The 24,054-nt window shown below is 65.8% G+C and carries 24 protein-coding genes; 15 read left to right on the top strand and 9 right to left on the bottom strand.

Annotated elements, in window-relative coordinates; genetic code table 11:
* Positions 1–218: 218 nt before the first annotated feature.
* From JHD80_RS29295 to JHD80_RS28750, 3 genes are all read left to right on the top strand, one after another.
* A complete protein-coding gene (locus tag JHD80_RS29295) occupies positions 219–1,244 on the top strand; it encodes a methyltransferase domain-containing protein (RefSeq protein WP_199089171.1) in 1,026 nt (341 codons plus the stop codon).
* A 236-nt stretch (positions 1,245–1,480) separates the two neighbouring features.
* Positions 1,481–1,876 (top strand): site-specific integrase, encoded by a 396-nt coding sequence (locus tag JHD80_RS28755; RefSeq protein WP_248311591.1) that lies wholly within the window; start codon positions 1,481–1,483, stop codon positions 1,874–1,876.
* Positions 1,877–1,911: 35 nt separating this feature from the next.
* Positions 1,912–2,181 (top strand): tyrosine-type recombinase/integrase, encoded by a 270-nt coding sequence (locus JHD80_RS28750; RefSeq protein WP_248311590.1) that lies wholly within the window; start codon positions 1,912–1,914, stop codon positions 2,179–2,181.
* Positions 2,182–2,340: 159 nt separating this feature from the next.
* On the opposite strand, the gene JHD80_RS16015 is transcribed toward JHD80_RS28750, so the two are convergent.
* On the bottom strand, positions 2,341–2,823 hold the full coding sequence (locus tag JHD80_RS16015) for a DUF192 domain-containing protein (protein ID WP_199089160.1): 483 nt from the start codon (positions 2,821–2,823) through the stop codon (positions 2,341–2,343).
* A 203-nt stretch (positions 2,824–3,026) separates the two neighbouring features.
* Between JHD80_RS16015 and JHD80_RS16010 the strand changes: the two genes are divergently transcribed.
* Positions 3,027–4,865 (top strand): hypothetical protein, encoded by a 1,839-nt coding sequence (locus JHD80_RS16010; RefSeq protein ID WP_199089158.1) that lies wholly within the window; start codon positions 3,027–3,029, stop codon positions 4,863–4,865.
* Between the two features lie 150 nt (positions 4,866–5,015).
* Complete coding sequence (locus JHD80_RS16005) at positions 5,016–5,624, top strand: CatB-related O-acetyltransferase (RefSeq protein ID WP_248311595.1); 609 nt, start codon at positions 5,016–5,018, stop codon at positions 5,622–5,624.
* On the opposite strand, the gene JHD80_RS16000 is transcribed toward JHD80_RS16005, so the two are convergent.
* From JHD80_RS16000 to aspS, 5 genes are read right to left on the bottom strand one after another with little or no spacing between them, the layout of a single operon-like run.
* The gene (locus tag JHD80_RS16000) at positions 5,596–6,642 is read right to left on the bottom strand and encodes an acyltransferase family protein (protein WP_199089154.1); all 1,047 of its coding nucleotides are present in this window, start codon (positions 6,640–6,642) and stop codon (positions 5,596–5,598) included. The two genes, JHD80_RS16005 and JHD80_RS16000, sit on opposite strands and share 29 nt — an antisense overlap.
* On the bottom strand, positions 6,639–7,520 hold the full coding sequence (locus JHD80_RS15995; protein ID WP_199089152.1) for a glycosyltransferase family 2 protein: 882 nt from the start codon (positions 7,518–7,520) through the stop codon (positions 6,639–6,641). Before JHD80_RS15995 ends, JHD80_RS16000 begins: the two co-directional genes overlap by 4 nt.
* 42 nt (positions 7,521–7,562) lie before the next feature.
* Positions 7,563–7,871: a hypothetical protein gene (locus tag JHD80_RS15990; RefSeq protein ID WP_199089150.1), complete on the bottom strand. Its 309-nt coding sequence runs from the start codon at positions 7,869–7,871 to the stop codon at positions 7,563–7,565.
* 8 nt (positions 7,872–7,879) lie between these two features.
* Positions 7,880–8,248, bottom strand: coding sequence for a hypothetical protein (locus JHD80_RS15985; RefSeq protein ID WP_199089148.1), 369 nt, complete (start codon positions 8,246–8,248; stop codon positions 7,880–7,882).
* 5 nt (positions 8,249–8,253) lie between these two features.
* Positions 8,254–10,032 (bottom strand): aspartate--tRNA ligase, encoded by a 1,779-nt coding sequence (gene aspS, locus JHD80_RS15980; RefSeq protein ID WP_199089181.1) that lies wholly within the window; start codon positions 10,030–10,032, stop codon positions 8,254–8,256.
* A 143-nt stretch (positions 10,033–10,175) separates the two neighbouring features.
* On the opposite strand from aspS, the gene rnd reads away from it, so the two are divergent.
* Complete coding sequence (gene rnd / locus JHD80_RS15975; RefSeq protein ID WP_199089146.1) at positions 10,176–11,315, top strand: ribonuclease D; 1,140 nt, start codon at positions 10,176–10,178, stop codon at positions 11,313–11,315.
* Between the two features lie 148 nt (positions 11,316–11,463).
* The gene (locus JHD80_RS15970; RefSeq protein ID WP_199089144.1) at positions 11,464–12,036 is read left to right on the top strand and encodes a fasciclin domain-containing protein; all 573 of its coding nucleotides are present in this window, start codon (positions 11,464–11,466) and stop codon (positions 12,034–12,036) included.
* Between the two features lie 181 nt (positions 12,037–12,217).
* Here the strand turns inward: JHD80_RS15970 and fliP are convergent, their stop codons facing one another.
* Both fliP and JHD80_RS15960 read right to left on the bottom strand, forming a co-directional pair.
* The gene (fliP, locus tag JHD80_RS15965) at positions 12,218–12,985 is read right to left on the bottom strand and encodes a flagellar type III secretion system pore protein FliP (protein ID WP_465246528.1); all 768 of its coding nucleotides are present in this window, start codon (positions 12,983–12,985) and stop codon (positions 12,218–12,220) included.
* A 160-nt stretch (positions 12,986–13,145) separates the two neighbouring features.
* Positions 13,146–14,480: a flagellar biosynthetic protein FliO gene (locus JHD80_RS15960; RefSeq protein WP_199089142.1), complete on the bottom strand. Its 1,335-nt coding sequence runs from the start codon at positions 14,478–14,480 to the stop codon at positions 13,146–13,148.
* Positions 14,481–14,699: 219 nt separating this feature from the next.
* Here JHD80_RS15960 and flgB point away from each other — a divergent pair, with 219 nt between their 5' ends.
* The 7 genes from flgB to cckA all read left to right on the top strand — a co-directional run bounded on the left by flgB (position 14,700) and on the right by cckA (position 20,877).
* Positions 14,700–15,101: a flagellar basal body rod protein FlgB gene (gene flgB / locus JHD80_RS15955; RefSeq protein WP_199089140.1), complete on the top strand. Its 402-nt coding sequence runs from the start codon at positions 14,700–14,702 to the stop codon at positions 15,099–15,101.
* Between the two features lie 2 nt (positions 15,102–15,103).
* Positions 15,104–15,514 carry a flagellar basal body rod protein FlgC gene (flgC, locus tag JHD80_RS15950; RefSeq protein ID WP_199089139.1) on the top strand — a complete coding sequence of 137 codons (411 nt, stop codon included), beginning with the start codon at positions 15,104–15,106 and terminating at the stop codon, positions 15,512–15,514.
* Between the two features lie 111 nt (positions 15,515–15,625).
* Positions 15,626–15,949: a flagellar hook-basal body complex protein FliE gene (gene fliE, locus JHD80_RS15945; RefSeq protein WP_199089137.1), complete on the top strand. Its 324-nt coding sequence runs from the start codon at positions 15,626–15,628 to the stop codon at positions 15,947–15,949.
* Positions 15,950–15,973: 24 nt separating this feature from the next.
* On the top strand, positions 15,974–16,240 hold the full coding sequence (gene fliQ / locus JHD80_RS15940; RefSeq protein ID WP_199089135.1) for a flagellar biosynthesis protein FliQ: 267 nt from the start codon (positions 15,974–15,976) through the stop codon (positions 16,238–16,240).
* A 77-nt stretch (positions 16,241–16,317) separates the two neighbouring features.
* On the top strand, positions 16,318–17,073 hold the full coding sequence (gene fliR, locus JHD80_RS15935; protein ID WP_199089175.1) for a flagellar biosynthetic protein FliR: 756 nt from the start codon (positions 16,318–16,320) through the stop codon (positions 17,071–17,073).
* Between the two features lie 7 nt (positions 17,074–17,080).
* Positions 17,081–18,148, top strand: a complete 1,068-nt coding sequence (gene flhB, locus JHD80_RS15930) for a flagellar biosynthesis protein FlhB (protein ID WP_199089133.1) — start codon at positions 17,081–17,083, stop codon at positions 18,146–18,148.
* Positions 18,149–18,372: 224 nt separating this feature from the next.
* Complete coding sequence (gene cckA, locus JHD80_RS15925; protein WP_199089131.1) at positions 18,373–20,877, top strand: cell cycle histidine kinase CckA; 2,505 nt, start codon at positions 18,373–18,375, stop codon at positions 20,875–20,877.
* A gap of 439 nt (positions 20,878–21,316) precedes the next feature.
* On the opposite strand, the gene JHD80_RS15920 is transcribed toward cckA, so the two are convergent.
* A complete protein-coding gene (locus tag JHD80_RS15920) occupies positions 21,317–22,633 on the bottom strand; it encodes an MFS transporter (RefSeq protein WP_465246527.1) in 1,317 nt (438 codons plus the stop codon).
* Between the two features lie 306 nt (positions 22,634–22,939).
* Here JHD80_RS15920 and recA point away from each other — a divergent pair, with 306 nt between their 5' ends.
* A complete protein-coding gene (gene recA / locus JHD80_RS15915; protein WP_349237279.1) occupies positions 22,940–24,025 on the top strand; it encodes a recombinase RecA in 1,086 nt (361 codons plus the stop codon).
* Positions 24,026–24,054 lie beyond the last annotated feature (29 nt).

Below are 24,054 nucleotides of genomic sequence, written 5' to 3'. Positions count from 1 at the left end.
TCCGCGGTCCTTGATCAGGCGGACCGCCTCGATCTTGAACTCACGCCCAAATTGCCTTCGTCGCATACCCCACATCCGGTTTCATGAAACACCCAATCTCGATGTCCACGAAACCGGCAGCAGGCCATTTATTGTCCGAGAAAATAGACGGCGCCTTCAGACCATGTTAGTCGTTAGTCCTGCTGCATTGTTATCTTGCAGGTCTTTCGGAGGGGTCTGTGCGTTCTGCTTTACTTTCGCTCGTTCGGCGCATTACAGGATACTACACACTACTCGGTAGCGCGCACCAAGCCGAACTGACGCTCGGCTCCATTGAAGGAAAGCTGGCTGAGCTTAACGCCAAGCGCGAACATGATAGGCTCTGGGTTGCCAGTGCGTTGGATGAGCTAAAAAGAGAGATCAAAGCAGATCTCAGAGCCGACATCCGGGAAGATTTAAAATCTAACTTGGATGGCCTGGCTGTTCTAACAGAAGATTTGCACCGGCGATCCGTTCGCCACGCTACGCAAGCTGAATTGTCCCTTTACGACATCAAGCGCATGTTAATAGGGGAAATCAAAATTGAACCGGCGAAGATCGACTTCTCGGCAGAAAGACCCATCGCATTCGATTCGCCCGATCACATCGTCCCTTGGGGGACGATGAGGGATAATACCCGACATCGGCGGTTCGTTCAGCGCAGTGAAGAGATATTCGGGCGCAAGGTAAAGCATCTAGACATCGGCTGCGCTGGCGGCGGCCTAGTATGGGATTTCACCATCGCCGGGAATCTGTCTATCGGCATCGAGGGGAGCGATTACAGCCGCCGAAACAGCCGAGCAGAGTGGGGGACTATCCCAGATCGACTGTTCACGGCCGATGTCTGCTACCCGTTCGAAGTCAAACAGGACGGCGCGCGGGTGCTGTTCGATGTTATTTCCGCGTGGGAACTGTTCGAACATATCCCGACCGACAGAGTAGACGACGTAATTACCCACCTGTTAGCGCACCTATCTCCTGAAGGGGTAGTGGTTTGCTCGATCGCAACCTTCAACGATATAGACCCCGCAACAGGGACAAACTTCCATCAGACCGTGAAGCCTAAGGCATGGTGGGAGGAGCGCTTTTCCGCTCAAGGATTAAAGCCGGTTGCCGGCCTATTCGAAGCCGGTGATTTCGTTCGAGGCGCTGGGCATTCCGGCGATGATTGGGATGCCAGAACAAGCCCGCATCTGGGCTTTCATTTGGTGCTGCGGCGCCAATAACGAATCCTTCGCTAGGCAAATTTCCGTGTCCCCAGACCCGCCCTAACCGGCGGGTTTTTCTTTGCCCGGAGTTCCGATGCAACCAGTCTCCAACTGGCGGCGCGTGCTGCGCTATGCCTGGTCGATCAAGCTCATCGTCGCGGCGGGCGTGTTGTCGTCACCAACTCCACCGTCAACCGGACGGTTCTGGAGCCTTTGCGCGCCATCCTTCGTCGCGCCGCGCTATGGGGGGGCAGATGGTCGCCCGCATCGAGTGGAAGGAACTGCTTCTCGACGAACCGAAAGAGCGCGTTCGCGAGCTCTCAGATTCCGAAGAAGATAAGCTGTTCGCGAATGTGCGCCCAGGCTATCGCCCCATTCTGCGTTTCGCGGTGCTCTCTGCGCTTCGGCGAGAAGAGCTATTGGCGATGCAATGGGAGCATGTCGGCTGGGGAGGCCGGCGCCTGAACCTGATGGGCAAAGGCGAGGTCGTCGGGTTCATCCCGCTCTCGACGGAGATGGAGCGTGTTCTGCGCAGCGTCATCCCGGAAGGCGAAACCAACCCTACCGGTCCGGTCTGGCTTTACCGCCCTGCCCGTCACGAGGAAGGCGCCGACAACCTGACGCCGCGCCCGATCACGCACGAGGCCTAAAGACTGAGTTCCGTCGCGCTCGCAAGAACGCCGGCATGAAGTCCAGTCGCGAAGACCCGCTGATGGGCTACCGCTTCCACGACAATCGGCACACCGGCATCACGCGCCTGGTGCGCGATAGCGGCAATCTGAAGCTTGGCCAGAAGCTGGGACGCCATGCCTCCATCGCGACGACGATGAAGTACGCCCATGCCACAGAGGGCGATCTGCGCAAAGCGCTCGACGCCGCGCATTCTTCCCGCGAAAGTTTCCAGACTGATAACGAAGCTCTCGAAAACAGCAAAGAAATCAAGAGGATCGTGTGATTAGGCAATCTGCTCCCAAAGCAGATGCGCTACCGGGCTACGCTATACCCCGACACCACTCGAAACGTTGCGGTTCGCTATCATGCCATAGCCCGAACCCGCAAGCGAAAGCCAATCACCCGGCGTCAGGCTTGTGCAAGCGCGGCTGTTGCCGGCGCCTCAGCGCTTGAACAGCGCGTGCTCGACCTTGTCCCCCGGCTTGATGCCGAGCTCCTTGCTGACGCCGCCATTGATCTCCAGCACCGAGAGCACAGGCTCGCCCGAGGGAATCGTCCGCGTCGAGAGCGGCTCGGTACGCTCGGCAATGCGCGCGATCGTGCCGTCCGCCCGGATGAACAGCATGTCGAGCGAGATGTAGGTGTTCTGCATCCACATCGCCACCGGCTCGCTGGCGGCGAAATCAAACAGCATGCCGCGATCGGCCGGCATGTAGTTGCGGAACATCAGGCCCTTCGCGCGCTGGTCCGGCGTGCGCATGACCTCGACCTGGAAGGCGTGGCGCGTACCGCCGCTGAGGATGACCAGTGATTCGAGGCCGGCTCCTCCGGCGGCCGCCGGCTGGCCCTGCGCCTGCAAGCCGGCCGGCGCCAATGCGACCAACGCCAGCGCGAGGGCGGCGAGAGCGGTTCTGAGGGCGTGCATCGTTTGGACTCCGTGGCGGCCATGGCCTCTTGTGCTGTAGAAGCGGCCGATGGCAAATCTTCGGCAGATGGCTGCCTTCGCCGCCTTTCGGTCAAGTCTTTCGTCATCATATGAATGGGGATGCCGCAGAGCCTCGCCTGACGGCTTTCTTTCGTCATCCGCTTGCGGCAGTTTCGCCGGCCTAAATGAAGTAGGAGATATCCATGATCGTTGCGCGCCCTCGTCGGACGACGCATCTGGCCGGCACGGCCCTGGCGGTTGTTCTGATGACCTTCGCCGCCCCGGCCTGGGCCGCCGATTTCCAGCTCGACAACGTCAAGATCGATCTCGGCAAGCTGGTGATCAACGCGCCCAAGATCGCGATCAAGGGCTCGACGCTGGAAAAGGACGCTTTCCTGGCGCTGTTCACCGGCGCTTCCGCGAGCGAACCGGCCGCCGCCCGGGCTGCGCGCCTGAACGCCGCCGAGATCAGCGCTCCGGAACTGTCGCTGGTGCAGACGGTCGGCGACCAGAAGCAGACCACGGTCTATCGCGACATCCGCCTCACCGATATCCGCGAAGGCAAGATCGGCCATGGCGAATCGGCGAGCGGCACGATCACCGCCGATGGCTCGGCGACCGGCCCGATGAAGGGCGAGCTGAAGCGCACGGCCTTCGATGCCTTCGACCTGCGCCAGATCGCACGCGTCCTCACCGAGAAGGCCGCGGCCGGAGCCAGCGAGGCGATGCTGCCGATCATCGGCAATTTCGAGCAGGACGGCTATAATCTCGACATGGGCAAGGCCGGCAAGATGTCGCTCGGCAAGACGACGGCGCGTGGCTTTGCCGCCAAGGTCGGCCCCGAGCCGCTGCTCGACGTGATGTCCCGTCTCGCGGCGGCCAGCGAGGAGGTCGAGAAAAAGCAGGGCGACAAGAAGCCCGCCGACGCCGACAAGCCGCCGGCGAAGACCGAGGCCGAACGGCAGCTCGGCCTCTCCATGCTCGCACTCTTCGACATGTTCGAATACGGCAGCGGCGAGGCCCGAGACCTCGTCATGAACGTGAACCCGCCGCCGAAGGCCGGCCCCAAGACGGATCCGGTGGACATGCGGATCGCCCGCATGGCCTTCGGCGAGAACACCCCGGCGAAATCCGGCTTCGCCATGGAAGGCTTCCAGTTCCGCTCGGGCGAGGCCAAGGGCGGCATCGATTCGATCGCCTATTCCGGCTTCAAGTTCGGATCCGTCATCAGCGAATTGCGCGCGGCTCTGAACGAGCCGGACAAGCCGATCGAGGAGGTCGATTTCCGCCGCTTCATCCCGACGATCGGCACGATCCGCCTCGCCGGCATCTCGATCGACGCCCCCGCGATCATCACCGGCAAGGAGCCGGTCAAGGTCTCGCTCGGCACCTTCGAGATCAAGGCGGGCGAGCAGCTCAACGGCATCCCGACCAGCCTCGCGCTGACGATCGACAAGCTCGTCACCCCGGTGTCCGAGGCGACTGGCAACCCGGCCGCCAAGGACATGATCGCGATGGGCATCCGCTCGCTCGATCTCTCGGCCAAGCTCGACCTCGCCTGGGAAGCCGCGAAGAACGAGATCGCCATCCGCACGCTCTCCTTCGGCAGCGCCGGCCTGGCCCAGATCGAGGCTTCCGGCACGCTCGGCAACGTCACCAAGGACCTGTTCGCCAGCGATCTCGCCCTCGCGCAGGTCGCAGCACTCGGCGCCACCGCCCGCAACCTGCAGTTCAAGGTGCAGAATTTCGGCCTGGTCGAGAAGCTGATCGAGAACGAGGCCCGCAAGTCCAAGCGCAAGGTCGAGGAGGTCCGCCAGCAGTTCACGATGGTCGCGAGCCTCGGGCTTGCCGCGGTGCTGGGCCCGTCCGACGGCGCGAAGGCCGTGGCCGCCGCCGCCTCGCGCTTCGTCGCCAAGCCCGGCACGCTGACCGTCCAGGCCAGCGCCAAGTCGGCGGCCGGCCTCGGCCTCGCCGATGTCATCACCATGACCGAGCCGACGGAGATCTTCGACAAGATCGATCTCAAGGCCGATGCTCAGTGAGCTGAGCATTTTCAAGCGAAGTGGACACCGGTTCGCGTGAAGGAAATGCGGCCAACTGAGAATGACGTGATCGCACCCGAGGATCGCGACTGGCGCCCATCCGGCCTTCAGGCCTGGTGGGCGGGCCTGCCGCAAGTCCCGCGCGGCTGGCTGCGCAAGCGCGTGAATCCCGACAACCAGACCCGGCTGCATCTCGCGAAGCTCGTCGCGCGGCGGCCGGGCCAGGTCGTCGTCGGCCCCTATACCTATGGCCGGCCGAAGGTGCGGTTTCCCGAGAGCGGCGCAAGGCTCGTGATCGGCCGCTATGGCTCGATCGCCGACGGCGTCGAGATCTTGCTCGGCGGGAATCACCGCCTCGACTGGGCGACGACCTATCCCTTCCCCGCCCTGCCCCGGCTCTGGCCTCCGGCCGCCGGAATGACCGGCCACGACACGAGCCGCGGCGATGTCGTCATCGGCCCCGATGTCTGGCTCGGCTCGCAATCCATGGTGATGTCGGGCGTCACCATCGGCCACGGCGCCGTGGTCGCGGCGCGCGCCGTGGTCACGCGCGACGTCCCGCCCTACGCCATCGTCGCCGGCAATCCGGCTCGCGTGGTCAGGCTGCGCTTCGACGAGGTGCGGATCGCCGGCCTCCTCGAAACCGCCTGGTGGGACCGCCCCCGCGCCGAGGTCGAGCGGCTGATCCCGCTCCTGCTCTCCGACAAGATCGACGACCTGCTGGAAGCGCTCAGGAAGCGCCCATCAGGCGGCGCTTGAGCCCGAGCGCCGGCTTCTCGATCAGGTACCAGGACAGTGCCGCGACGATCAGCGTCACGGCAAGCGACGGCCAGAGCAGCGTCACCGCACCGAGTGCCGGATAGAGCGCATGCAGCGCCTGCTGCACCGGCCAGCCATAGAGATAGACGCCATAGGACAGATCGGCCGGCGGCTCGACCGCGCGTCGCGTCAGCGCGGGCGCGAGTGCCAGTACGAGCACGCCCCAGGCCGTGACGAGGAAGAGCGCCGCCTTGTAGAGCGGCGTGAAGGAGAGCGGCACCAGCGCCGCCAGCGCGATGGCCAGCAGCGGCAGCGACAGCGGCACCTTCTCGCGGTAGAGATAGACCACGCCGCCCGCCAGGAAGATCAGCGGCAGCCGCAGCGCCGTCTCGGTGCCCTTGGATCCATGTGGCGCCAGCACCTCGCGCAGGACGACGGCGAGCGTCAAAGCCAACAGCGCTGCCAGCGCGGTGCGCGGGCGCGCCAGAAGCCCGGCGAGCCCCGCGACGAGCACGCCGAGATAGCACAGCGTCTCGTATTTCAGCGTCCACACCGTCCCCAGCGGGAACGGCAGCGGGTTGCTCTCGAAGACGCCGGGCAACCCCGACGCGCTCTTGAAGGTGGTCAGCGTGCCCGAAATGAACCGCCACAGCCGCGGATCGCGGAAATAGGCCGAAGTATCCAGCGTCGTCATCAGCGCACCCAGCACGAGCGCGACGAGGAGCGTCGCCGCGATCAGCCCGGGCGCGATCCGGAGCAGCCGCGCGACGACATAGTCGCGCCAGCCGCGCCTGACGAAGCTCATCGTCACTAGGAAGCCGGAGATCGCGAAGAAGCCGTTGACGGCATGTTCGCCCAGCGTGAACCCGGTCGTCTGGAACCAGGGCTCCTGCTCCACCCGCCCGTCCGTCACGCTGAAGGCATGCGAGACGACGACGGCGAGCGCCATGATCAAACGAAGCAAGCCGAAATTATTGTGCGGATTGGCGAGCGCCGCCGCGACCGTGGGCCGGCTCATGGCATCTCCCCCAGCCCTTCATGGGCGAGCGCCGTCTCGCCGCGCCGCCAGGCTCGCGCGCCGGCGGCAGAGCCCGCATGCGCGAACATCTTCTCACGCTTCAGCAGCAATCCGTAGCCCGCGGCTTTCCCGATATTCTCCAGCATGCGGATCGGTCCCGGCCCGGCGAGCCCGTATTTCCGGGCGATGTAGTGCTCGGACCAGGCGAGATGCCAGCGCGCCTTGAAGCGCCGCTGCGGCGACGGCGCCGTCGAGCGCCCCCGGCCGTGCCGCGCCTCGGCGCCGTGGACATGGACGAGCGCGTAGCCGGCATCGCGCATGCGCCGGCACAGATCGTCATCTTCATAGAACAGGAAGATCGCCGGATCGAAGCCTCCTAGTGCGACGAACAGCTCGCGCCGGATCAGCAGGCAGGCCCCCGACAGGAAAGGCAGGCAGGCATCGCCCTCGGGAATCGCCATCGTGCCGGAGCGATTGAGATGCGGCGGGGACAGCAGCGAGCGCGGTTGCAGGAAGATACGGCCGGACGGCTCGACGATGCGCGGCGCCAGCATTCCGGCGTCGGGATAGCGCACCGCCGCCTCCAGCAGCGCCGCAGCCGCGCCCTTCGTGAGCTCCAGATCGGGATTGACGATCAGGACATAGGGCGTCTCGGCCGCCGCGACGCCGATATTGTTGGCCCGACCATAACCCTCGTTGCGGGCATTCGCGATCACCCGCGCGCCTTTCGCCGCCGCGATGGCGCGGCTGTCGTCGCCGCTGGCATTGTCGACGACGATCGCCGGCACGCCCTCCCCGGCCAGCGCATCGAGGCAAGCGGGCAGGACCTCGGCGCTGTCGTAGCTGACGACGATGGCGGTGATGGCAGCGGCGGGCATTGCCGCCTTGTGGCCATGTCGCGCAGCCCGAAGCAAGCGATTTCAGCGGCGTGCGAGCGCGCCGATCTCGCCCTTGATCCGCTCGCGCTCGCTCGCCTCGCAGCGATGCGGCGCCTTGTAGGACTTCACGGCATAGCCGGCATTGGCAGCGACGAAGCGCTGCCGGTCCTGACGGTCGAGCCGCGCGATGATGCGGTTGCGATCGACGGGCAAGCCGCAATCATAGGCCCGCGAGACGGTCGCGGCGGCATATTCCACCGTGCCCGGCAGCGGCCCGGCGACGGTGCAGGCGCCGAGCGCGGCGAACAAGGCCACTGCGGCGGCCGGTTGCGAGAGCGAGAGCATCGGCACGGCGCAGCTCAGAGCGTGTCGAAATCCCCGGTGCGGATGCGGCCCATCCGCGCCTTCAGCTCGGCCCGCTCCTCGGCCGTGCAGCCTTGCGGCCGCACGCCCTGGTTGACCATCTCGGCCTCGGAGATGCCGATATAGGCCGAGCGCGCCGCCGCGATCTGCTGATCGTCGGCGCCCCGCGCCTTCTCGGCTGCGAGGAAACGGTCGAGCGTCGAGCGCTGCGGCGAGCCCGCCTTGCAGGCGATCGCGCGCGAGACGGTCGTCGCCAGCGCCGAGGCGCGGCCGGAGCTGCTTTCGCCATGGGCGACGCAGGCGCCGAGCAGGGGCATCAGGAGACAGGCGAGCGACAACGCCCGCCCGATCGACAGCGAAGCCATGGTCGTCAGCCGTTCTTCTCGGGCAGGTTGACGCGCAGATGCGCCTCGCGCAGCTGCTTCGGCGTCGCCTCGGCCGGGGCGCCCATCAGGAGGTCGACGGCCTGCTGGTTCATCGGGAACAGCGCGACCTCGCGCAGGTTCGTGGCGCGCGCCAGCAGCATGATGATGCGGTCCACGCCGGCCGCCATGCCGCCATGCGGCGGGGCGCCGTACTGGAACGCGCGATACATACCGCCGAAGCGCTCGATCACCGTCTCCTCGCCATAGCCGGCGATCTCGAAGGCCTTCACCATCGCCTCGGGGCGGTGGTTGCGGATGCCGCCGGAAGCGAGCTCGAAGCCGTTGCAGGCGATGTCGTACTGGAACGCCTTGAGCGAGAGCGGGTCTTCCTCGTTGAGCGCCTTCAGGCCGCCCTGCGGCATCGAGAAGGGATTGTGCGAGAAATCGACCTTCTTCTCGTCCTCGTTGTACTCGAACATCGGGAAATCGACGATCCAGGCGAAGGCGAAGACGTTTTCGTCGATCAGGTTGAGCTCCTGGCCCACCTTGTTCCGGGCGCTGCCGGCGAACTTGTAGAACTTGTCCGGATCGCCTGCGACGAAGAAGCAGGCGTCGCCGCCCTTCAGCCCCATCTGCTTCATGATTCCCGCGACGCGCTCAGACCCGATATTGTTGGCGATCGGCCCCTGGCCCTCGCCGTCTTCCTTGACCATCAGGTAGCCGAGGCCGGGCTGGCCTTCGCCCTGCGCCCAGGAGTTCATCCGGTCGCAGAAGGCGCGCGAGCCACCGCCCGGCGCGGGAATCGCCCAGACGCGGTTCTTCTCGCCCTCGAGGATGCGCGCGAAGACCTTGAAGCCCGAGCCGCGGAAATGCTCGGAAACGTCCTGCATTTCGAGCGGGTTGCGCAGGTCCGGCTTGTCGGAGCCATATTTGGCGATCGACTCGGCATAGGGAATGCGCGGCCAGTTCTTCTGGACGGTGCGGCCCTCGGCGAATTCCTCGAACACGCCGGTGATGATCGGCTCCATCGTCGCGAACACATCCTCCTGCTCGACGAAGCTCATCTCGACGTCGAGCTGGTAGAACTCGCCCGGCAGGCGGTCGGCGCGCGGGTCCTCGTCGCGGAAGCACGGCGCGATCTGGAAATAGCGGTCGAAGCCCGCCATCATCAGGAGCTGCTTGTACTGCTGCGGGGCCTGCGGCAGCGCGTAGAACTTGCCCGGATGCAGGCGGCTCGGCACCAGGAAGTCGCGCGCGCCTTCCGGCGAGGACGCGGTCAGGATCGGCGTCTGGAACTCCGAGAAGCCCGAATCCTTCATACGGCGGCGCATCGAGTCGATGACCTTCGTGCGCAGCATGATGTTGTTGTGCAGCTTCTCGCGACGCAGGTCGAGGAAGCGGTACTTGAGACGGGTATCCTCGGGATATTCGAGGTCGCCGAAGACCGGCAGCGGCAATTCGGCCGAGGGACCGAGCACCTCGATGCCCGTCGCGAAGACCTCGACCGCGCCGGTCGGCAGGTTGGCGTTCTCGGTGCCGGCGAGGCGGGCCTTGACCTTGCCGTCGATGCGCACGACCCATTCCGAGCGCAGCGTCTCGGCATCCGCGAAAGCCGGCGAATCGGGATCGATCACCACCTGGGTCATGCCGTAATGGTCGCGCAGATCGATGAAGAGCACGCCGCCATGGTCGCGAATGCGATGGCACCAGCCGGAGAGACGGACATTCTGGCCGATGTCGCTGTCACGGAGCGCGCCGCAGGTGTGGGAACGGTAGCGATGCAGGGTCACGGTCTCGGTCTTTCGGAAATGCGTCGAAGGCCGGCGCGAAGCGCCAGCCGCAGCTTTGCGGCTAACCACACGCGCGCGCTCGAAATGTCAAGAACGCCCGCGACATCCTGCGGCTCTCTCTGCTAAGACCCGGAACCATGCATCTGATTTCCGACACCGCCGCGCTCTCCGCCGCTTGCGACCGCCTCGCGATCCACCCCTTCGTCACGGTCGACACCGAGTTCCTGCGCGAGACCACCTATTACCCCAAGCTCTGCCTGATTCAGCTCGCTTCGCCCGACGAGGCCGTGCTGGTCGATCCCTTGTCGCCCGATCTCGACCTCGCCCCCTTCTTCGGGCTGATGGTCAACGAGAACGTGGTCAAGGTCTTCCATGCCGCCCGCCAGGACCTGGAGATCGTCTGGCTGCTCGGGCGCGTGCTGCCGACCCCGCTCTTCGACACGCAGGTCGCCGCCATGGTCTGCGGCTATGGCGACTCCGTCGGCTACGAGCAGCTCGCCAACGACCTCGCCAAGGCGCGCATCGACAAGTCCTCGCGTTTCACCGACTGGTCGCGCCGCCCGCTGACCGAGGCGCAGCTCGCCTATGCCGAGTCGGACGTCACCTATCTGCGCGACATCTATCTCGCCCTGAAGGCCGATCTCGATGCCAGCGGCCGCGAAAGCTGGGTCGCCGAGGAGATGTCCGTCCTGACCTCGCCTTCGACCTACGAGGTCAAGCCCGAGAACGCCTGGCAGCGGCTGAAGGGCCGCATCCGCAAGCCGCGTGAACTGCCGAACCTGATGGAGATCGCCGCCTGGCGCGAGCGCGAGGCGCAGACCCGCGACGTCCCGCGCCAGCGCGTGCTCAAGGACGACGCGCTGATGGACATCGTCCAGCGCGGCCCGCGCTCGGTCGAGGCGCTGGCGGAACTACGCTCCGTGCCGAACGGCTTCGAGCGCTCGCGCAACGGTGCCGAGGTCCTGGCCGCGATCGAGCGCGCCGCCGCTCTCGATCCCAAGACCCTGCCCCGGCTGGAGCGCGAGCGCGGCCGGCCCACCAATGCCGCCGTGCTCGACCTGCTCAAGGTCCTGCTCAAGGCGGTGGCGGATGCCGAGCGCGTCGCACCCAAGATCATCGCCTCCAGCGACGATCTCGACGCCATCGCCTCCGACGACCTCGCCGACGTCCCGGCCCTGCATGGCTGGCGCCGCGGCGTCTTCGGCGAAAAGGCCTTGGCCCTGAAGAACGGCACGCTCAGCCTGCGCATCCAGCGCGGCCGGGTGATTGTGGACTGATACTGCTTCACCGCCGGCAGAAATAATTCGATCCGATGGGCTCCAGCCAACGTATTCGGATTACCGAAACCTGAGCGGCCATGGCGGCCGGCCAGGACAATTCGGGTTTTGCGGTAGATTTCCTGCCGCAAATTCTGGAGATCACCCTATGAAACGCACAGTGAATGTGGCGCTCGGCGCCGCAATGAGCCTGCTTGTGCTCGGCACGAACGCTTCTCTCGCTCCAGCCTTCGCGCAAGAGCCCGTCACGGTCGGTGGCGCGCCGATGTTTGCCAACAAGAACATCATCGAGAATGCAGTCAATTCCAAGGACCACACCACCCTCGTCGCCGCGGTGAAGGCCGCCGGCCTCGTCGACACCCTGATGGGCCCCGGGCCGTTCACCGTCTTCGCGCCCACCAATGCCGCCTTCGGCAAGCTGCCGGCGGGAACGGTGGACACGCTGCTCAAGCCCGAACAGAAGGCCAAACTGACCGCCGTGCTGACCTATCACGTCGTTCCCGGCAATCTCACCGGCGCCCAGCTGATGGCCGATGCCAAGGCCGGTGGCAGCAAGGCGACGCTCAAAACCGTTCAGGGCGAGACGCTGAAGGTCGCGATGGCCGGCGGCAAGCTGGAGGTCATCGACGCCAAGGGCGGCAAGTCGATCGTCACGATACCCGATGTGAAGCAGAGCAACGGCGTCATCCACGTCGTCGATACGGTGCTGATGCCGAAATAATCAGGTTGGTCCGGCCGGACGGGTCTTCGCTTGCTGGAAGGCGCGTCCGGTGCCGCCGCCCTGGGTGATGATGCGGCTTTCGACTCCGCACATCTCGCGCAGGGCGATCTCGCAGAACCTGAATCGGGCCTGGAGGACATTCCGCCAAGCCTCTGGCCCGATTCAGTTTCAAGCGCCGACCTCACCCGCCGCCGTAGCTCTTCACCAGCGAGCCCGCGACCAGCCCCCAGCCGTCGACCAGCACGAAGAAGATCAGCTTGAATGGCAACGCCACCGTCACCGGCGGCAACATCATCATGCCCACCGACATCAGGATCGAGGCCACGACGAGGTCGATGATCAGGAAGGGCACGAACAGCAGGAAGCCGATCTCGAAGGCGCGGCGCAGTTCCGAGATCATGAAGGCCGGTATCAGCACCTCGACGCCGACATCCTGCGGCTGCTGCGGACGCGGTCCCTGCGACATGTCGAGGAACAGCGCCAGGTCCTTCTCGCGGACATGCTTGAGCATGAAGGTCTTGAAGGGCACGACGCCGCGATTATAGGCCTCCTGCGGCTGGATCTGGCCGGCGACCAGCGGCTGGACGGCCGTCGTGTAGGCCTCGCGCAAGGTCGGCGCCATGACGAAGCCGGTCAGGAACAGCGAGAGCCCGAGGATCACGGCATTGGGCGGCGCGGTCTGAGTACCCAATGCCGAGCGCAGCAGCGACAGCACCACCACGATCCGCGTGAACGACGTCACCATGATCAGGATCGACGGCGCCAGCGACAGTACCGTGATGACGGCGATGAGCTGCAGCGCCCGCTCCGCCACGCCGCCGCCCTGCCCCAGGTCGAGCGACAGCGTCTGCGGCAGCGCCGGCACCGTCTGGAGCACGAGCAGCAGCGCGGCCGCCGCCAGGGCGCGTCCGCCTCGAAACCGTCTCGCTCGTCCGCCGATGAAGTTCACGCGCGCCGCCACAGCCCGACTCAACCGATCGGGTGGCCTGAGGCTAGCCACGCGAAAACGCCGCGCAACCAGTGCGCGGCGTCGATGAGGCCGGATGGCCGACAATCCTGTTGATGGCCCGCGGTCGGCGGCCGCCCACCTTCAGGCTGCCGCTGCCGATTCAGGACTTGGCCTTGGGATCGCGGCCCAGCAGACGAGCGAATTCGGCTTCGATGGCGTCGACGGAGAAAGGGTCGATCTCCTTCGAGACAGGCTCGGCCGGCTTTTCGGGCTCGGGCTGTGGCTTCGGGCTCTCGACGGGGACCGGCTGTTCCGCCTTGCCGGCGGGCTCCTCGATAACGGGCTCGTCCTCGGCGATCGGCGCGGGCTCGACGACAGGCTCCGCACGGCGCGGCTCCGGATGACGCGTCTCGGCCGGCTTCGGCTCGAAGGGCTTGACGTCGACAGGCTTGGGCTCCGGCGCCTTCGGAATCGGGCGATCCAGCGTCAGCCCGAGCGCCGCGGCCAGTTCGGCCTCGACATCGCTCGGGATCGGCTTCTGGCGCGGCTGGGCGGCCGCAGGCGACGGCGCGACCGGCTCGGGCACGATCTCGGGTTCGGGAGCTGGCGGGGCGACGATCGGCGCGACCGCTTCGATCGGCTCCTTCTCGACGACGGGAGCAGGCGCGAACTTTTCGGCCCTCGCAGGCGGTTCGACCACCGGCGCCGGGCTCGCGGCAGGCGCCTCGGCGGGAATATTGCCCGGGCGCACGGCGGAGAAAGGCCGCTTCAGCGCCTCTTCGAGTTGGCGGGTCATATCGTCGAGCTCGCCGGCGCTGACGGCCGGCTGCGGCGCATGCTCACGGGCGAAGCTTGGCGCCGGGCCCGTGGTGAGCGGCGGCGCCGGCATCGGCGGCATCGCGGGCTTGGCAGGAGCTGTAGCGGCCTCTGCCGCAGCCGTCGCCGCGACGCCGAGGGCGGCAGCGACGCCTGCGGTCGCGGCGGTGTTCGCAGCTATCGTCGTCACCGGCTCGACCGGAACCGAAACGGGGCGGCTCGGCAGGGGCGGCAGCAGCTCTGGCCCTTCCGGATAGCCGGCGCGGCGCGCTTCCTCGCCGGCCCGCATCGCGGGCTCGCTCGGCGGAACCAGCGTCTCGAAGGGCGGCAGCGGCCGATCCGCTGAGGTATCCGCGTAGCTCGGCGTCGCGGCGCGGCCGCCGCTGCGCATGATATTGGTCTCGACCACGACGTCGGACGCACCGCCGATCATCAGCAGATGCTCGATATTGTCGCGCCGGATCAGGACGAGCTGGCGCTGGCGGTCGAGGTCGTAGGTGTCGACCACGCCGAGCCTTGGCTGGCGCTGCCGCCCGCCGGCCTGGCCGTGCAGCCGGAGCCGGCCGCCTTTGATCTGCCGCACGAACAAGCCGAGCAGCGCGAGAAGCACGAGACTGACGACAGAGGCGACGATCACCTTCTGCGCGATGGAGAGTTCTAATCCGAACAAGCTCTGCAAGGTCTGCCTCTTACGCAACGGCCCGGAGGGCCGCTAAGTCCCGTCCATGGTTCAACACCTTGCGTATAGCATAACGCTTTGGCTATCGGGAAACATGGTGAACGCGTGGTTAACCACACCCATGAAACTCGCCCCTTTTAACCCGATGTTAACCATGCACCCGGCAGGATTTGCCCAGTTGCCCGGCATCGCCGGGCGCAAGGACGGGGAGCGGGAGCCATGGCGAACGACGGATTCAGCGTCGGCGGCGGCCTGATGCAGGCGCTGAAGACGCGCATGCAGTACCAGCAGTCGCGCCAGAAGATCCTCGCTGAGAACGTCGCCAATGCCGACAGCCCCGGCTTCCGCCCGGTCGACCTGAAGCCGCCGAGCGTCGATCCGGCCCGCGCCCGCGTCGCGATTGCACAGACCAGTGCCGGCCATATGAGCCTGACCGGCAGCAATGGCGGCTTCGACGGCACCGGCGCCCCGCGCTTCGAGACCACGCCGAACGGCAACGCGGTGAATCTCGAGGACGAGATGCTCAAGGTCGCGCAGAACCAGTCCGATTATCAGCTCGCCGCCTCGCTCTACAGCAAAGGCCTCGGCCTGATGAAGATCGCGATCGGCAAGGGGCGCTGATCATGGACCTGATCAAGAGCATCGCCGTCGCCGCTTCCGGCCTGCGCAGCCAGTCCGGGCGCATGCGCATCATCTCCGAGAACATCGCCAACGCCGATTCCGGGCCGGAGCGCGCCGGTGCCGAGCCCTATCGCCGCAAGGTCCCGACCTTCCAGCGCCATTTCGACCGCACCCTCGACGCTCAGCTCGTCGCGCTCGGCAAGGTCCAGCGCGATCCAAGCGCCTTCAAGGTCAAGCACGAGCCCGGCAACCCGGCCGCCGACGCCAAGGGCGACGTGCAGATGCCGAACGTCAATTCCCTGGTCGAGATGGTCGACATGCGCGAGGCCCAGCGCAGCTACGAAGCCAATCTCAACCTGATCTCTTCGACGCGCCGGATGATCCAGCGCACCATCGACATCCTGCGCGCCTGACGCGCTCCAAAGCATTTTCGAGCGAAGTGGGCAGCGGTTCGCGTGAAGAACCGGAGGTCCGCGTCAGCGAATATGCGGCAAACAAACACTCCAGAAGGGGACTAGACCATCATGGCCACTCCGGGTTTCGCCGCGGGCGCCTACGCCTCCATCCAGGGGATGGGCGCCGGCAATCTGATGCGCAAGCCGATCGCCACGGGCGGCGCGGAAGCGGGCGGGCCGGATTTCTCCGCCCTGCTCGGCAAGGCGCTCGACGCGACGGCCAATGCGGGGCGGCAGGCCGATGCCCAGACCGCGAGCGTCGCCGGCGGCCGGGCCGACATCGTCAATGTCGTGACGGCGGTGGCCGAGAGCGAGGCCGCGATCGAGACCCTGGTCGCCGTGCGCGACCGCGTCATCGCGGCCTATGAAGAAATCATGCGGATGCCGGTCTGACGGCCAACGGATCGGATAAAGACCATGACTTCCGGAGCCATTCTCGACATCGCCCGTGACGGCATCGTCGTCTTCCTGAAGGTCGGCGGCCCGCTGATGGTGATCGCGCTCGCGGTCGGCCTCGTCGTCTCGCTGATCCAGGCGCTGACCCAGATCCAGGAGCAGACGCTGGTCTTCGTACCGAAGATCGTCGCGGTCTTCGCGGCACTGCTGCTGTTTCTTCCGTTCATGGGAGACGCGCTGGCGGGTTATATGGGGCGAGTCGCCGCCCGAATCGCCACGGGCGGATGAGCCCGTCGCGCCTGCTGCCGGCCCTGGCCGGCGCGGGTCCGCGGCGCACCTATTGGCGCAAAGGTGCCCGCGGCACGATGCAGATCGCGATCCTGCCCGAGATCAGCGCCCTTTTCGTGCTCGTCTTCGCGCGGGTCGGCACGCTCGTCATGCTCATGCCCGGCATCGGCGAGCGCTTCATCTTCTCGCGGGCGCGGCTGTCGCTCGCCTTCTTCATCGCGCTGATGATCGTGCCCGTCGTCCGCCCCTCCTTGCGCGTGCCCGGCGATGTCTCCGGCGTCGTCGCGCTCCTCGTCAGCGAATTGCTGATCGGGCTCGTCATCGGGCTCTGCGCCCGATTGGTCATGGCCTGCCTGCAGACTGCCGGCACCCTCGTCGCCCAGACGATGGGGCTCGGCTTCGCCATGACGGTCGATCCGACCGGCGGCATGCAGAACCCCTCGATCGGCAATTTCCTGACGATGCTCGGCATCACGCTGATCCTGACCACGGACCTGCACCACATCGCCATCGCCGCGATCCATGAAAGCTACCGCCTGCTGCCGCCGGGCGGCGCCGTCGACCTGACCGATACGATGACACTGGCGATCCGCTCGACGGCGCGCGGCTTCGCCCTGGCCATCCAGATCTCCGCGCCCTTCCTCGTCTTCGGCCTGCTCTTCAATCTCGGGCTGGGCGTGCTCGCGCGGATGATGCCGCAATTGCAGGTCTTCTTCCTCGCCGTTCCCGCCTCGATCATGGGCGGCATGCTCGTCCTGCTCGTCGTCATCGGCGTGATGATGAGCGTCTTCATCGACGATCTCGGCGCCTTCCTCCGCCAGTTCACGGGCTGAGGAAACCATGTCCGAGGAAGCCGAAAACGAAGACAGAACAGAAGACCCGACCCAGCGAAAGCTGGACGAAGCCACCGAGAAAGGCGACGTCCCCAAATCGCAGGAGATCGGGACCTTCTTCGTGCTCTGCGGCTTCACGCTGGCCCTGATGGTCGCCGCCGGGTGGTCGGCCCGCGAGGCGATGCTGTCGCTGCGCTCCTTCCTGATGAACGCGCATCAGGTGCCGGCCGACGGCGCCTCCTTCATGCAGGTCACGCAGCGCGGCGTGCTCACCGGCTTCATGGCGCTGGGCCTTCCCTTCGCCTTCATCCTCTGCGCCGGACTTGCCGGGGCCCTGCTCCAGCACAAGCCGCTCTGGACCTTCGAGCCACTGATGCCGAAGTTCAACCGCATCTCGCCGATGGCGGGCGCCAAGCGGCTCTTCGGCAAGGAAGCCTGGGTCAATTTCGCCAAGGGTCTCGCCAAGACGGCCCTGATCGGCATCGTGGTCTGGTACACGCTCTGGGCGCAGCACGACCGGCTCGAGGGCTTCGCCCAGATGGGGGTCGAGGCGCTGATGCCGGCGACGCTCTCGCTCGCGATCCAGTTGATGGGCGCGGTCCTCGCGCTCTTCGCCATCATCGCCCTCGGCGATTTCGGTTGGCAGCGCTTCTCCTGGTACCAGCGCCAGAAGATGACCAAGCAGGAGATGAAGGACGAGTTCAAGAACTCGGAAGGCAATCCCGAGGTCAAGGCGAAGCTGCGCCAGCTCCGCTCCCAGCGCGTCCGCAAGCGCATGATGGCGGCCGTCCCCAAGGCGACCGTGATCATCACCAACCCGACCCACTTCGCCGTCGCCCTGCAATACGAGCCCGGCATGGCAGCCCCGCTCTGCCTCGCCAAGGGCGTCGATGCGATGGCCCTGAAGATCCGCGAGGTCGCCGGCGAGCACCGCGTCCCGATCGTCGAAAATCCGCCGCTCGCGCGTGCTCTCTATGCCACTGTCGACATCGACGAAGAAATTCCTGTCGAACACTATCAGGCTGTCGCCGAAGTCATCGGATACGTCTTGCGCCTGAAGGGCCGGCGCGCCTAACTCGGCACGGATGCGAATAAACGGAATTGTCTCTGGTCGCGGGTATGTTGCGTCGACGGAACCGCGCCGTCATCCCGGGCTTGACCCGGGATCCATCGTAGAACGCAAAGCCTTGCGATGGATTCCGGATCGGCGCCGCTACGCGGCTTGCCCGGAATGACGGCCTGTTCCGGTCAGGATGCAGTGTGCCCCAAGAGGCCAGCAAGAAAACGGGTTTGACCGCAATGAGCGGAAGCACGGCGACCAATACGATCGATCGCTCGGACAAGCCCGGCCATATCGGGATCATCCTGTTCGTCGCGGCCCTGCTCGTCGGCGCGGCGATCGCGCTCGGCTTCCTCGCCAATGAATGGGCGCAGCCGCTGATCCTTGGTCTGCTCGCCCTCCTGTCGGTCGTCGGCGTCTTCGGCCTCTTCGCCTTCGCCATCGGCCTCGTGCAGTTTTCCGGCCGCGCCTCCCGCAACGACCTGACCAAGGCGATCGTCGACCGCGCCGATGACGGCATCGTCGTGACCGAAAGCGAGAACGAGGTCGTCTATGCCAACGAGGCCTATCTCGCGCTGGCGGGCGCCACTGGCGCCAACGACCTGAAGCCCGTCGGCCGGCTGCTCACCGGCCGCGCCGATGTTTCCGAGGCGATCTACCGGCTCGCCACCGCTGCCCGCGAGCATCGCCGTCTGGTCGAGGAGGTCCGGCTGGAGCCCGCCCTGAACGGTCGCGGCGAGGTCGGCTGGTATCGCGTCCGCGTCTCGCCCGTCCGCCGCGAGGCCACGACCGCCACGCTCTGGTCCGTCTCCGACATCACGCCCGAGCGCGAGCGCCAGGAGAACGCCTTCCAGGAACTCCAGCACGCGATCGACTATCTCGATCATGCGCCCGCAGGCTTCATCTCGATCGATGCCGACGGCGAAATCTCCTATCTCAACGCCACCCTCTCCGGCTGGCTCGATTTCGACCTCGCCCGCTTCGGCTCGGGCGGCCTGCATCTCGACGATGTCTGCACGCCCTCGGCCGCCGCGCTGATCCAGGCGATCCGGGGCCAGCCCGGCGATGTCCGCGTCGAGGTGCTCGATGTCGACCTGAAGCGCCGCAACGGCGCCCCTCTGCCCGTGCGCCTGCATCACCAGGTCGCTTTCGGGCAGGACGGCCGGGCCGGCCCCTCGCGCACCCTCGTCCTCAACCGCACGACCGGCGAGGCCGGCGCCGATGGCGGCAGCGATGCCGAGGTCCGCTTCGCCCGCTTCTTCCATTCGACGCCGATGGCGATCGCCACCATCGACGAGGCCGGCGCCATCCTGCATTCCAACGCGGCCTTCGCCCGCCTGATCCCGGCGGGCCTGCGACCGCGCACCATCCACGATCTTGTCGCGTCTGCCCCCGGGCTCGACGAGGCGCTGGCGGAGGTCGTCGCCGGCCGCTCGGGCGGCGCCCCGCTCGACCTTGCGCTCGCTGGCGAGGACGGCCGCTCGGCCAAGCTCTACCTCACCCCCGTCGCCGGCACCGAGGGCGGCGACGGCGAGCGCGCCATCGTCTACGCGCTGGAAACCACGGCCGAGCGCAAGCTGCGCGACAATATGGACCAGGCCGGCAAGATGCAGGCGGTCGGCCAGCTTGCCGGCGGCATCGCGCACGATTTCAACAACGTGCTGCAGGTCATCATCAACGCCTCCGAGTTCCTGCTCGCCAGCCACCGGCCGACCGATCCGTCCTTCCCGGACATCATGCAGATCAAGCAGAACGCCTACCGCGCCGCGGCGCTGGTCCGGCAGTTGCTCGCCTTCTCGCGCCGCCAGACCCTGCGCCCGCAGGTTCTGGAGCTCGGCGAGGTGCTGTCCGATCTCTCGCTGATGCTGAAGCGCGTCGTCGCCGACAAGGTCACGCTCGACGTCCGCCAGGGCCGCGACCTCTGGCCGGTCAAGGCCGATCTCGGTCAGCTCGAGCAGGTCATCGTCAACCTTGCCGTCAACGCCCGCGACGCCATGCCGGACGGCGGCAAGCTCGCGGTCCGCACCCGCAACGTCACCCGCGAGGACTGCGCCACCTTCGGACACGAGGCCCTGCCGGCCGACGACTATGTGCTGCTGGAAGTCGAGGATACCGGCACCGGCATCCCGCAGGAGCATCTCGACAAGATCTTCGAGCCCTTCTTCACCACCAAGGAGGTCGGCAAGGGTACCGGCCTCGGCCTCTCCATGGTCTACGGCATCGTCAAGCAGACCGGCGGCTATGTCTTCGTCGACTCGACCATCGGCAAGGGCACGGCCTTCCGGATCTTCCTGCCGCGCCATGTGCCGAGCCAGGAGGAGATCGCCGCCGAGGCCGCGGCCAAGGAAGCCCCGAAGAAGCTCGCCGCCGACCATACCGGCGCCGGCGTCATCCTGCTGGTCGAGGACGAGGACGCCGTGCGGGCGCTCAACGCCCGCATGCTGATCTCGCGCGGCTACACCGTCCATGAGGCGGCATCCGGCGTCGAGGCGCTCGATCTCTTCCTGCAGAACGACGGCAAGATCGACCTCGTCGTCTCCGACGTGGTGATGCCGGAAATGGATGGCCCGACGCTGCTCGGCGAATTGCGTAAGCGCAACCCGAACACCAAGGTCGTCTTCGTCTCCGGCTATGCCGAGGAGGCCTTCCGCAAGAACCTGCCCGAGGGCGAGGAATTCCACTTCCTGCCCAAGCCCTTCACGATGAAGCAGCTCGTCGAGACCGTGAAGGCGGCGATGGGGTGAAGCTCCTTTGCGGCAAATCGCGAATCAGTAACAAATTATCTTGAGGCGCCATCGGCACTTCCGCTTTGCAGCCGTTTGGCTGTCCCGCATGGGCCACGGCTCACATGATGTGAGCTGAGGGCGACGAGACTACCTCGTCGAAAAGCATGGAAGCTTTGGCATGAGCTACGTGTTGAAGAAGAAAGCTGTGGCAGTTCGAGCTTACACCCGATGGCGACGCCGTCGTCAGGAGTACGTAAGGGCACACTGGCGGTCTCATCCTAACCAGTTGTCGTTTGCTTTCTGACGCTCGTTTCATAAACGAGCACGCCGATGGCGCCTCACCGACAGATCTGCACTTTCCCTTAGACTATCCTGTTGCAAAATTTAGTATACGCAAAAAGGAGATAATCAGGATTGACCTGATCGCTGCCTTTTCTTGATTTTCAGCTCTGCCGCATCACTCAGCTCGAGCAACATTAGCCGCCGCCCTGCTCTCTTCGACCGGCCGGCCCATCGCCAGCAGTGCGACGATCGTCACCAGGGCGGCCGCCGTCATGTAGTAGCCGACATGGGACAGGCTGTAGGTGCTCGCCAGCCAGGTCGCGATGAACGGTGCGAGCGACGCGCCGACGATGCTGCCCAGGTTGAAGGTCAGGGACGCGCCGGTGTAGCGCACCGCGGTCGGGAAGATCTCGGCCAGCGCCGTGCCGATCGGCCCATAGGTGAAGCCCATCAGAGCGAAGCCCAGAACCGAGAACAGCAGTACGCTGGGAATGCTCCCTGCGACGAAGAGCGGTCCCACCAGAAAGCCGAACAGCGCGATGCCCAGAGACGTGCCGATCAACGCGCGGCGGCGGCCGAACCGATCGGCCAGCACGGCCGAGACGGGGATCATCAGGCCGAAGAAGACGACGCCGGCCATCTGCACGGGCAGGAACTGGTTGCGGGTATAGCCCAGCCGGGTCGTCGCCCAGCTCAGCGAGAACACCGTCATGATGTAGAACAGCACGAAGGTCGCTAGCGCGGCGAAAGTGCCGATCAACAGCGGCAGTTTGTGCTGCCCGAACACGCTCGCCAGCGGCACCTTCACGCGCTCCTGCTTGTCCATCGCCTTCCGGAAGGCCGGCGTCTCGCTGATCTTCAGCCGCATCCACAAACCGATGAAGACGAGCAGCGCGCTGGCGATGAACGGGATGCGCCAGCCGAAGGAGAAGAACTGCTCCTCGCTGAGAACGTCGGACAACAACAGGAAGCTGCCGGTCGCCATGATGAAGCCGATCGGCGCCCCCAGTTGCGGGAACATGCCGTACCACGCCTCCTTGCCGGGAGGAGCGTTCTCCGTCGCGAGCAGAACCGCCCCGCCCCATTCGCCGCCGAGACCGAGCCCCTGGCCAAGGCGGCACAGCGCCAGCAGCAGCGGCGCGGCGATGCCGACCTGCGCATAACTGGGCAGAAGCCCGATTGCCACGGTCGAAAGACCCATCGTCATGAGCGCCGCGACCAGCGTCGCCTTGCGGCCGATCCGGTCTCCGAAATGGCCGAACAGCGCCGCGCCGACCGGCCGCGCAAAGAAGGCGATGGCGAAGGTCACGAAGGACGACAGCATCGCTGACGTCGGATCGCTCGCCGGGAAGAACAGCTTCGGGAATACGATCACCGCCGCCGTCGCATAGATATAGAAGTCGAAGAACTCGATCGTCGTGCCGATCAGGCTGGCGAACAGGACACGCGCCGGAGAGTTCAGGGATGCGGATGCGGCCGATGCGGAAGACACGTTGGCAACTTTCGATAACGGGCGAGAGACGGCGCGCAATAACAGGAATGTACCAGGGCAGGCAGGCGAAACGCGACGCCACAGCCATGCATCAAGCACATGGGTCGGCGCATTAGAAATTGAACGATCCCACCCTACGCATATCGACCTACGCTCGAAAGCGAGAACGCGCCGCCTCGCCGACCTCCTGACAGAAACTGACATCGGGAACAAAAAAAGAACTTGCGACCAAGAACAAAGCGTGACCATCCTCATGTCAAGACGCATTGAGATGTCCCCCTCGCCCTGCCATAAGGAGCCCGAACCGTGAATCAGGCGAATCTCAAACTCGTGGAAGGCTCCTCGATGGATAAGGCCAAGGCGCTCGATGCAGCGCTCTCCCAGATTGAACGCGCCTTCGGCAAGGGTTCGATCATGCGGCTCGGCAAGAATTCGCCCTCGATCGAGATCGAGACGATCTCGACCGGTTCGCTCGGCCTCGACATCGCGCTCGGCGTCGGCGGCCTCCCCAGGGGCCGCGTCATCGAAATCTACGGACCGGAATCCTCGGGCAAGACCACGCTCGCTCTTCACACCATCGCCGAGGCCCAGAAGAAGGGCGGCGTCTGCGCCTTCGTCGATGCCGAGCATGCGCTCGATCCGGTCTATGCCCGCAAGCTCGGCGTCAATCTCGACGACCTGCTGATCTCGCAGCCCGATACCGGCGAGCAGGCTCTGGAGATCACCGACACGCTCGTCCGCTCCGGCGCGATCGACGTGCTCGTGGTCGATTCCGTCGCGGCCCTCACGCCGCGCGCCGAGATCGAGGGCGAGATGGGCGATGTCCAGCCGGGCCTCCAGGCCCGCCTGATGAGCCAGGCTCTGCGCAAGCTCACCGCCTCGATCTCGCGCTCGAACTGCATGGTCATCTTCATCAACCAGATCCGCATGAAGATCGGCGTGATGTACGGCTCGCCGGAGACCACCACCGGCGGCAATGCGCTCAAGTTCTACGCCTCGGTGCGCCTCGACATCCGCCGCGTCTCGACGCTGAAGGAGCGCGACGAGGCGACCGGCAACCAGGTTCGCGTCAAGGTCGTCAAGAACAAGGTCGCGCCGCCCTTCAAGCAGGTCGAGTTCGACATCATGTTCGGCGAGGGCATCTCCAAGGTCGGTGAACTGATCGATCTCGGCGTCAAGGCCGGCATGGTCGAGAAGGCTGGCGCCTGGTTCTCCTTCGACAGCCAGCGCCTCGGCCAGGGTCGCGAGAACGCCAAGACCTTCCTCAAGGCCAACCCGGACCTCGCCGCCAAGATCGAGGCCACGATCCGCCAGAATTCCGGCCTCGTCGCCGACCGCATCCTCGACCAGGCGGACCCGACTGCGGACGATCTCGACGAAGGCGAGGCCTGAGACGACCAACTCCGTCATGCTCGGGCTTG

This window comes from Allobosea sp. ASV33 (assembly GCF_016428755.1).
Taxonomy (GTDB): Bacteria; Pseudomonadota; Alphaproteobacteria; order Rhizobiales; family Beijerinckiaceae; genus Allobosea.
This window is presented reverse-complemented; position numbering and strand designations above follow the sequence as displayed.

Coding starts and splice junctions, on each gene's coding strand:
- flhB (WP_199089133.1), top strand. CDS start 17,081: ATGTCCGAGGAAGCCGAAAACGAAGACAGAACAGAAGACCCGACCCAG.
- fliE (WP_199089137.1), top strand. CDS start 15,626: ATGGCCACTCCGGGTTTCGCCGCGGGCGCCTACGCCTCCATCCAGGGG.
- rnd (WP_199089146.1), top strand. CDS start 10,176: ATGCATCTGATTTCCGACACCGCCGCGCTCTCCGCCGCTTGCGACCGC.
- JHD80_RS28755 (WP_248311591.1), top strand. CDS start 1,481: ATGGTCGCCCGCATCGAGTGGAAGGAACTGCTTCTCGACGAACCGAAA.
- fliQ (WP_199089135.1), top strand. CDS start 15,974: ATGACTTCCGGAGCCATTCTCGACATCGCCCGTGACGGCATCGTCGTC.
- cckA (WP_199089131.1), top strand. CDS start 18,373: ATGAGCGGAAGCACGGCGACCAATACGATCGATCGCTCGGACAAGCCC.
- flgC (WP_199089139.1), top strand. CDS start 15,104: ATGGACCTGATCAAGAGCATCGCCGTCGCCGCTTCCGGCCTGCGCAGC.
- flgB (WP_199089140.1), top strand. CDS start 14,700: ATGGCGAACGACGGATTCAGCGTCGGCGGCGGCCTGATGCAGGCGCTG.
- JHD80_RS16010 (WP_199089158.1), top strand. CDS start 3,027: ATGATCGTTGCGCGCCCTCGTCGGACGACGCATCTGGCCGGCACGGCC.
- JHD80_RS15970 (WP_199089144.1), top strand. CDS start 11,464: ATGAAACGCACAGTGAATGTGGCGCTCGGCGCCGCAATGAGCCTGCTT.
- JHD80_RS16015 (WP_199089160.1), bottom strand. CDS start 2,823: ATGCACGCCCTCAGAACCGCTCTCGCCGCCCTCGCGCTGGCGTTGGTC.
- JHD80_RS16000 (WP_199089154.1), bottom strand. CDS start 6,642: ATGAGCCGGCCCACGGTCGCGGCGGCGCTCGCCAATCCGCACAATAAT.
- JHD80_RS28750 (WP_248311590.1), top strand. CDS start 1,912: ATGAAGTCCAGTCGCGAAGACCCGCTGATGGGCTACCGCTTCCACGAC.
- JHD80_RS15985 (WP_199089148.1), bottom strand. CDS start 8,248: ATGGCTTCGCTGTCGATCGGGCGGGCGTTGTCGCTCGCCTGTCTCCTG.
- JHD80_RS15995 (WP_199089152.1), bottom strand. CDS start 7,520: ATGCCCGCCGCTGCCATCACCGCCATCGTCGTCAGCTACGACAGCGCC.
- fliR (WP_199089175.1), top strand. CDS start 16,318: ATGCAGATCGCGATCCTGCCCGAGATCAGCGCCCTTTTCGTGCTCGTC.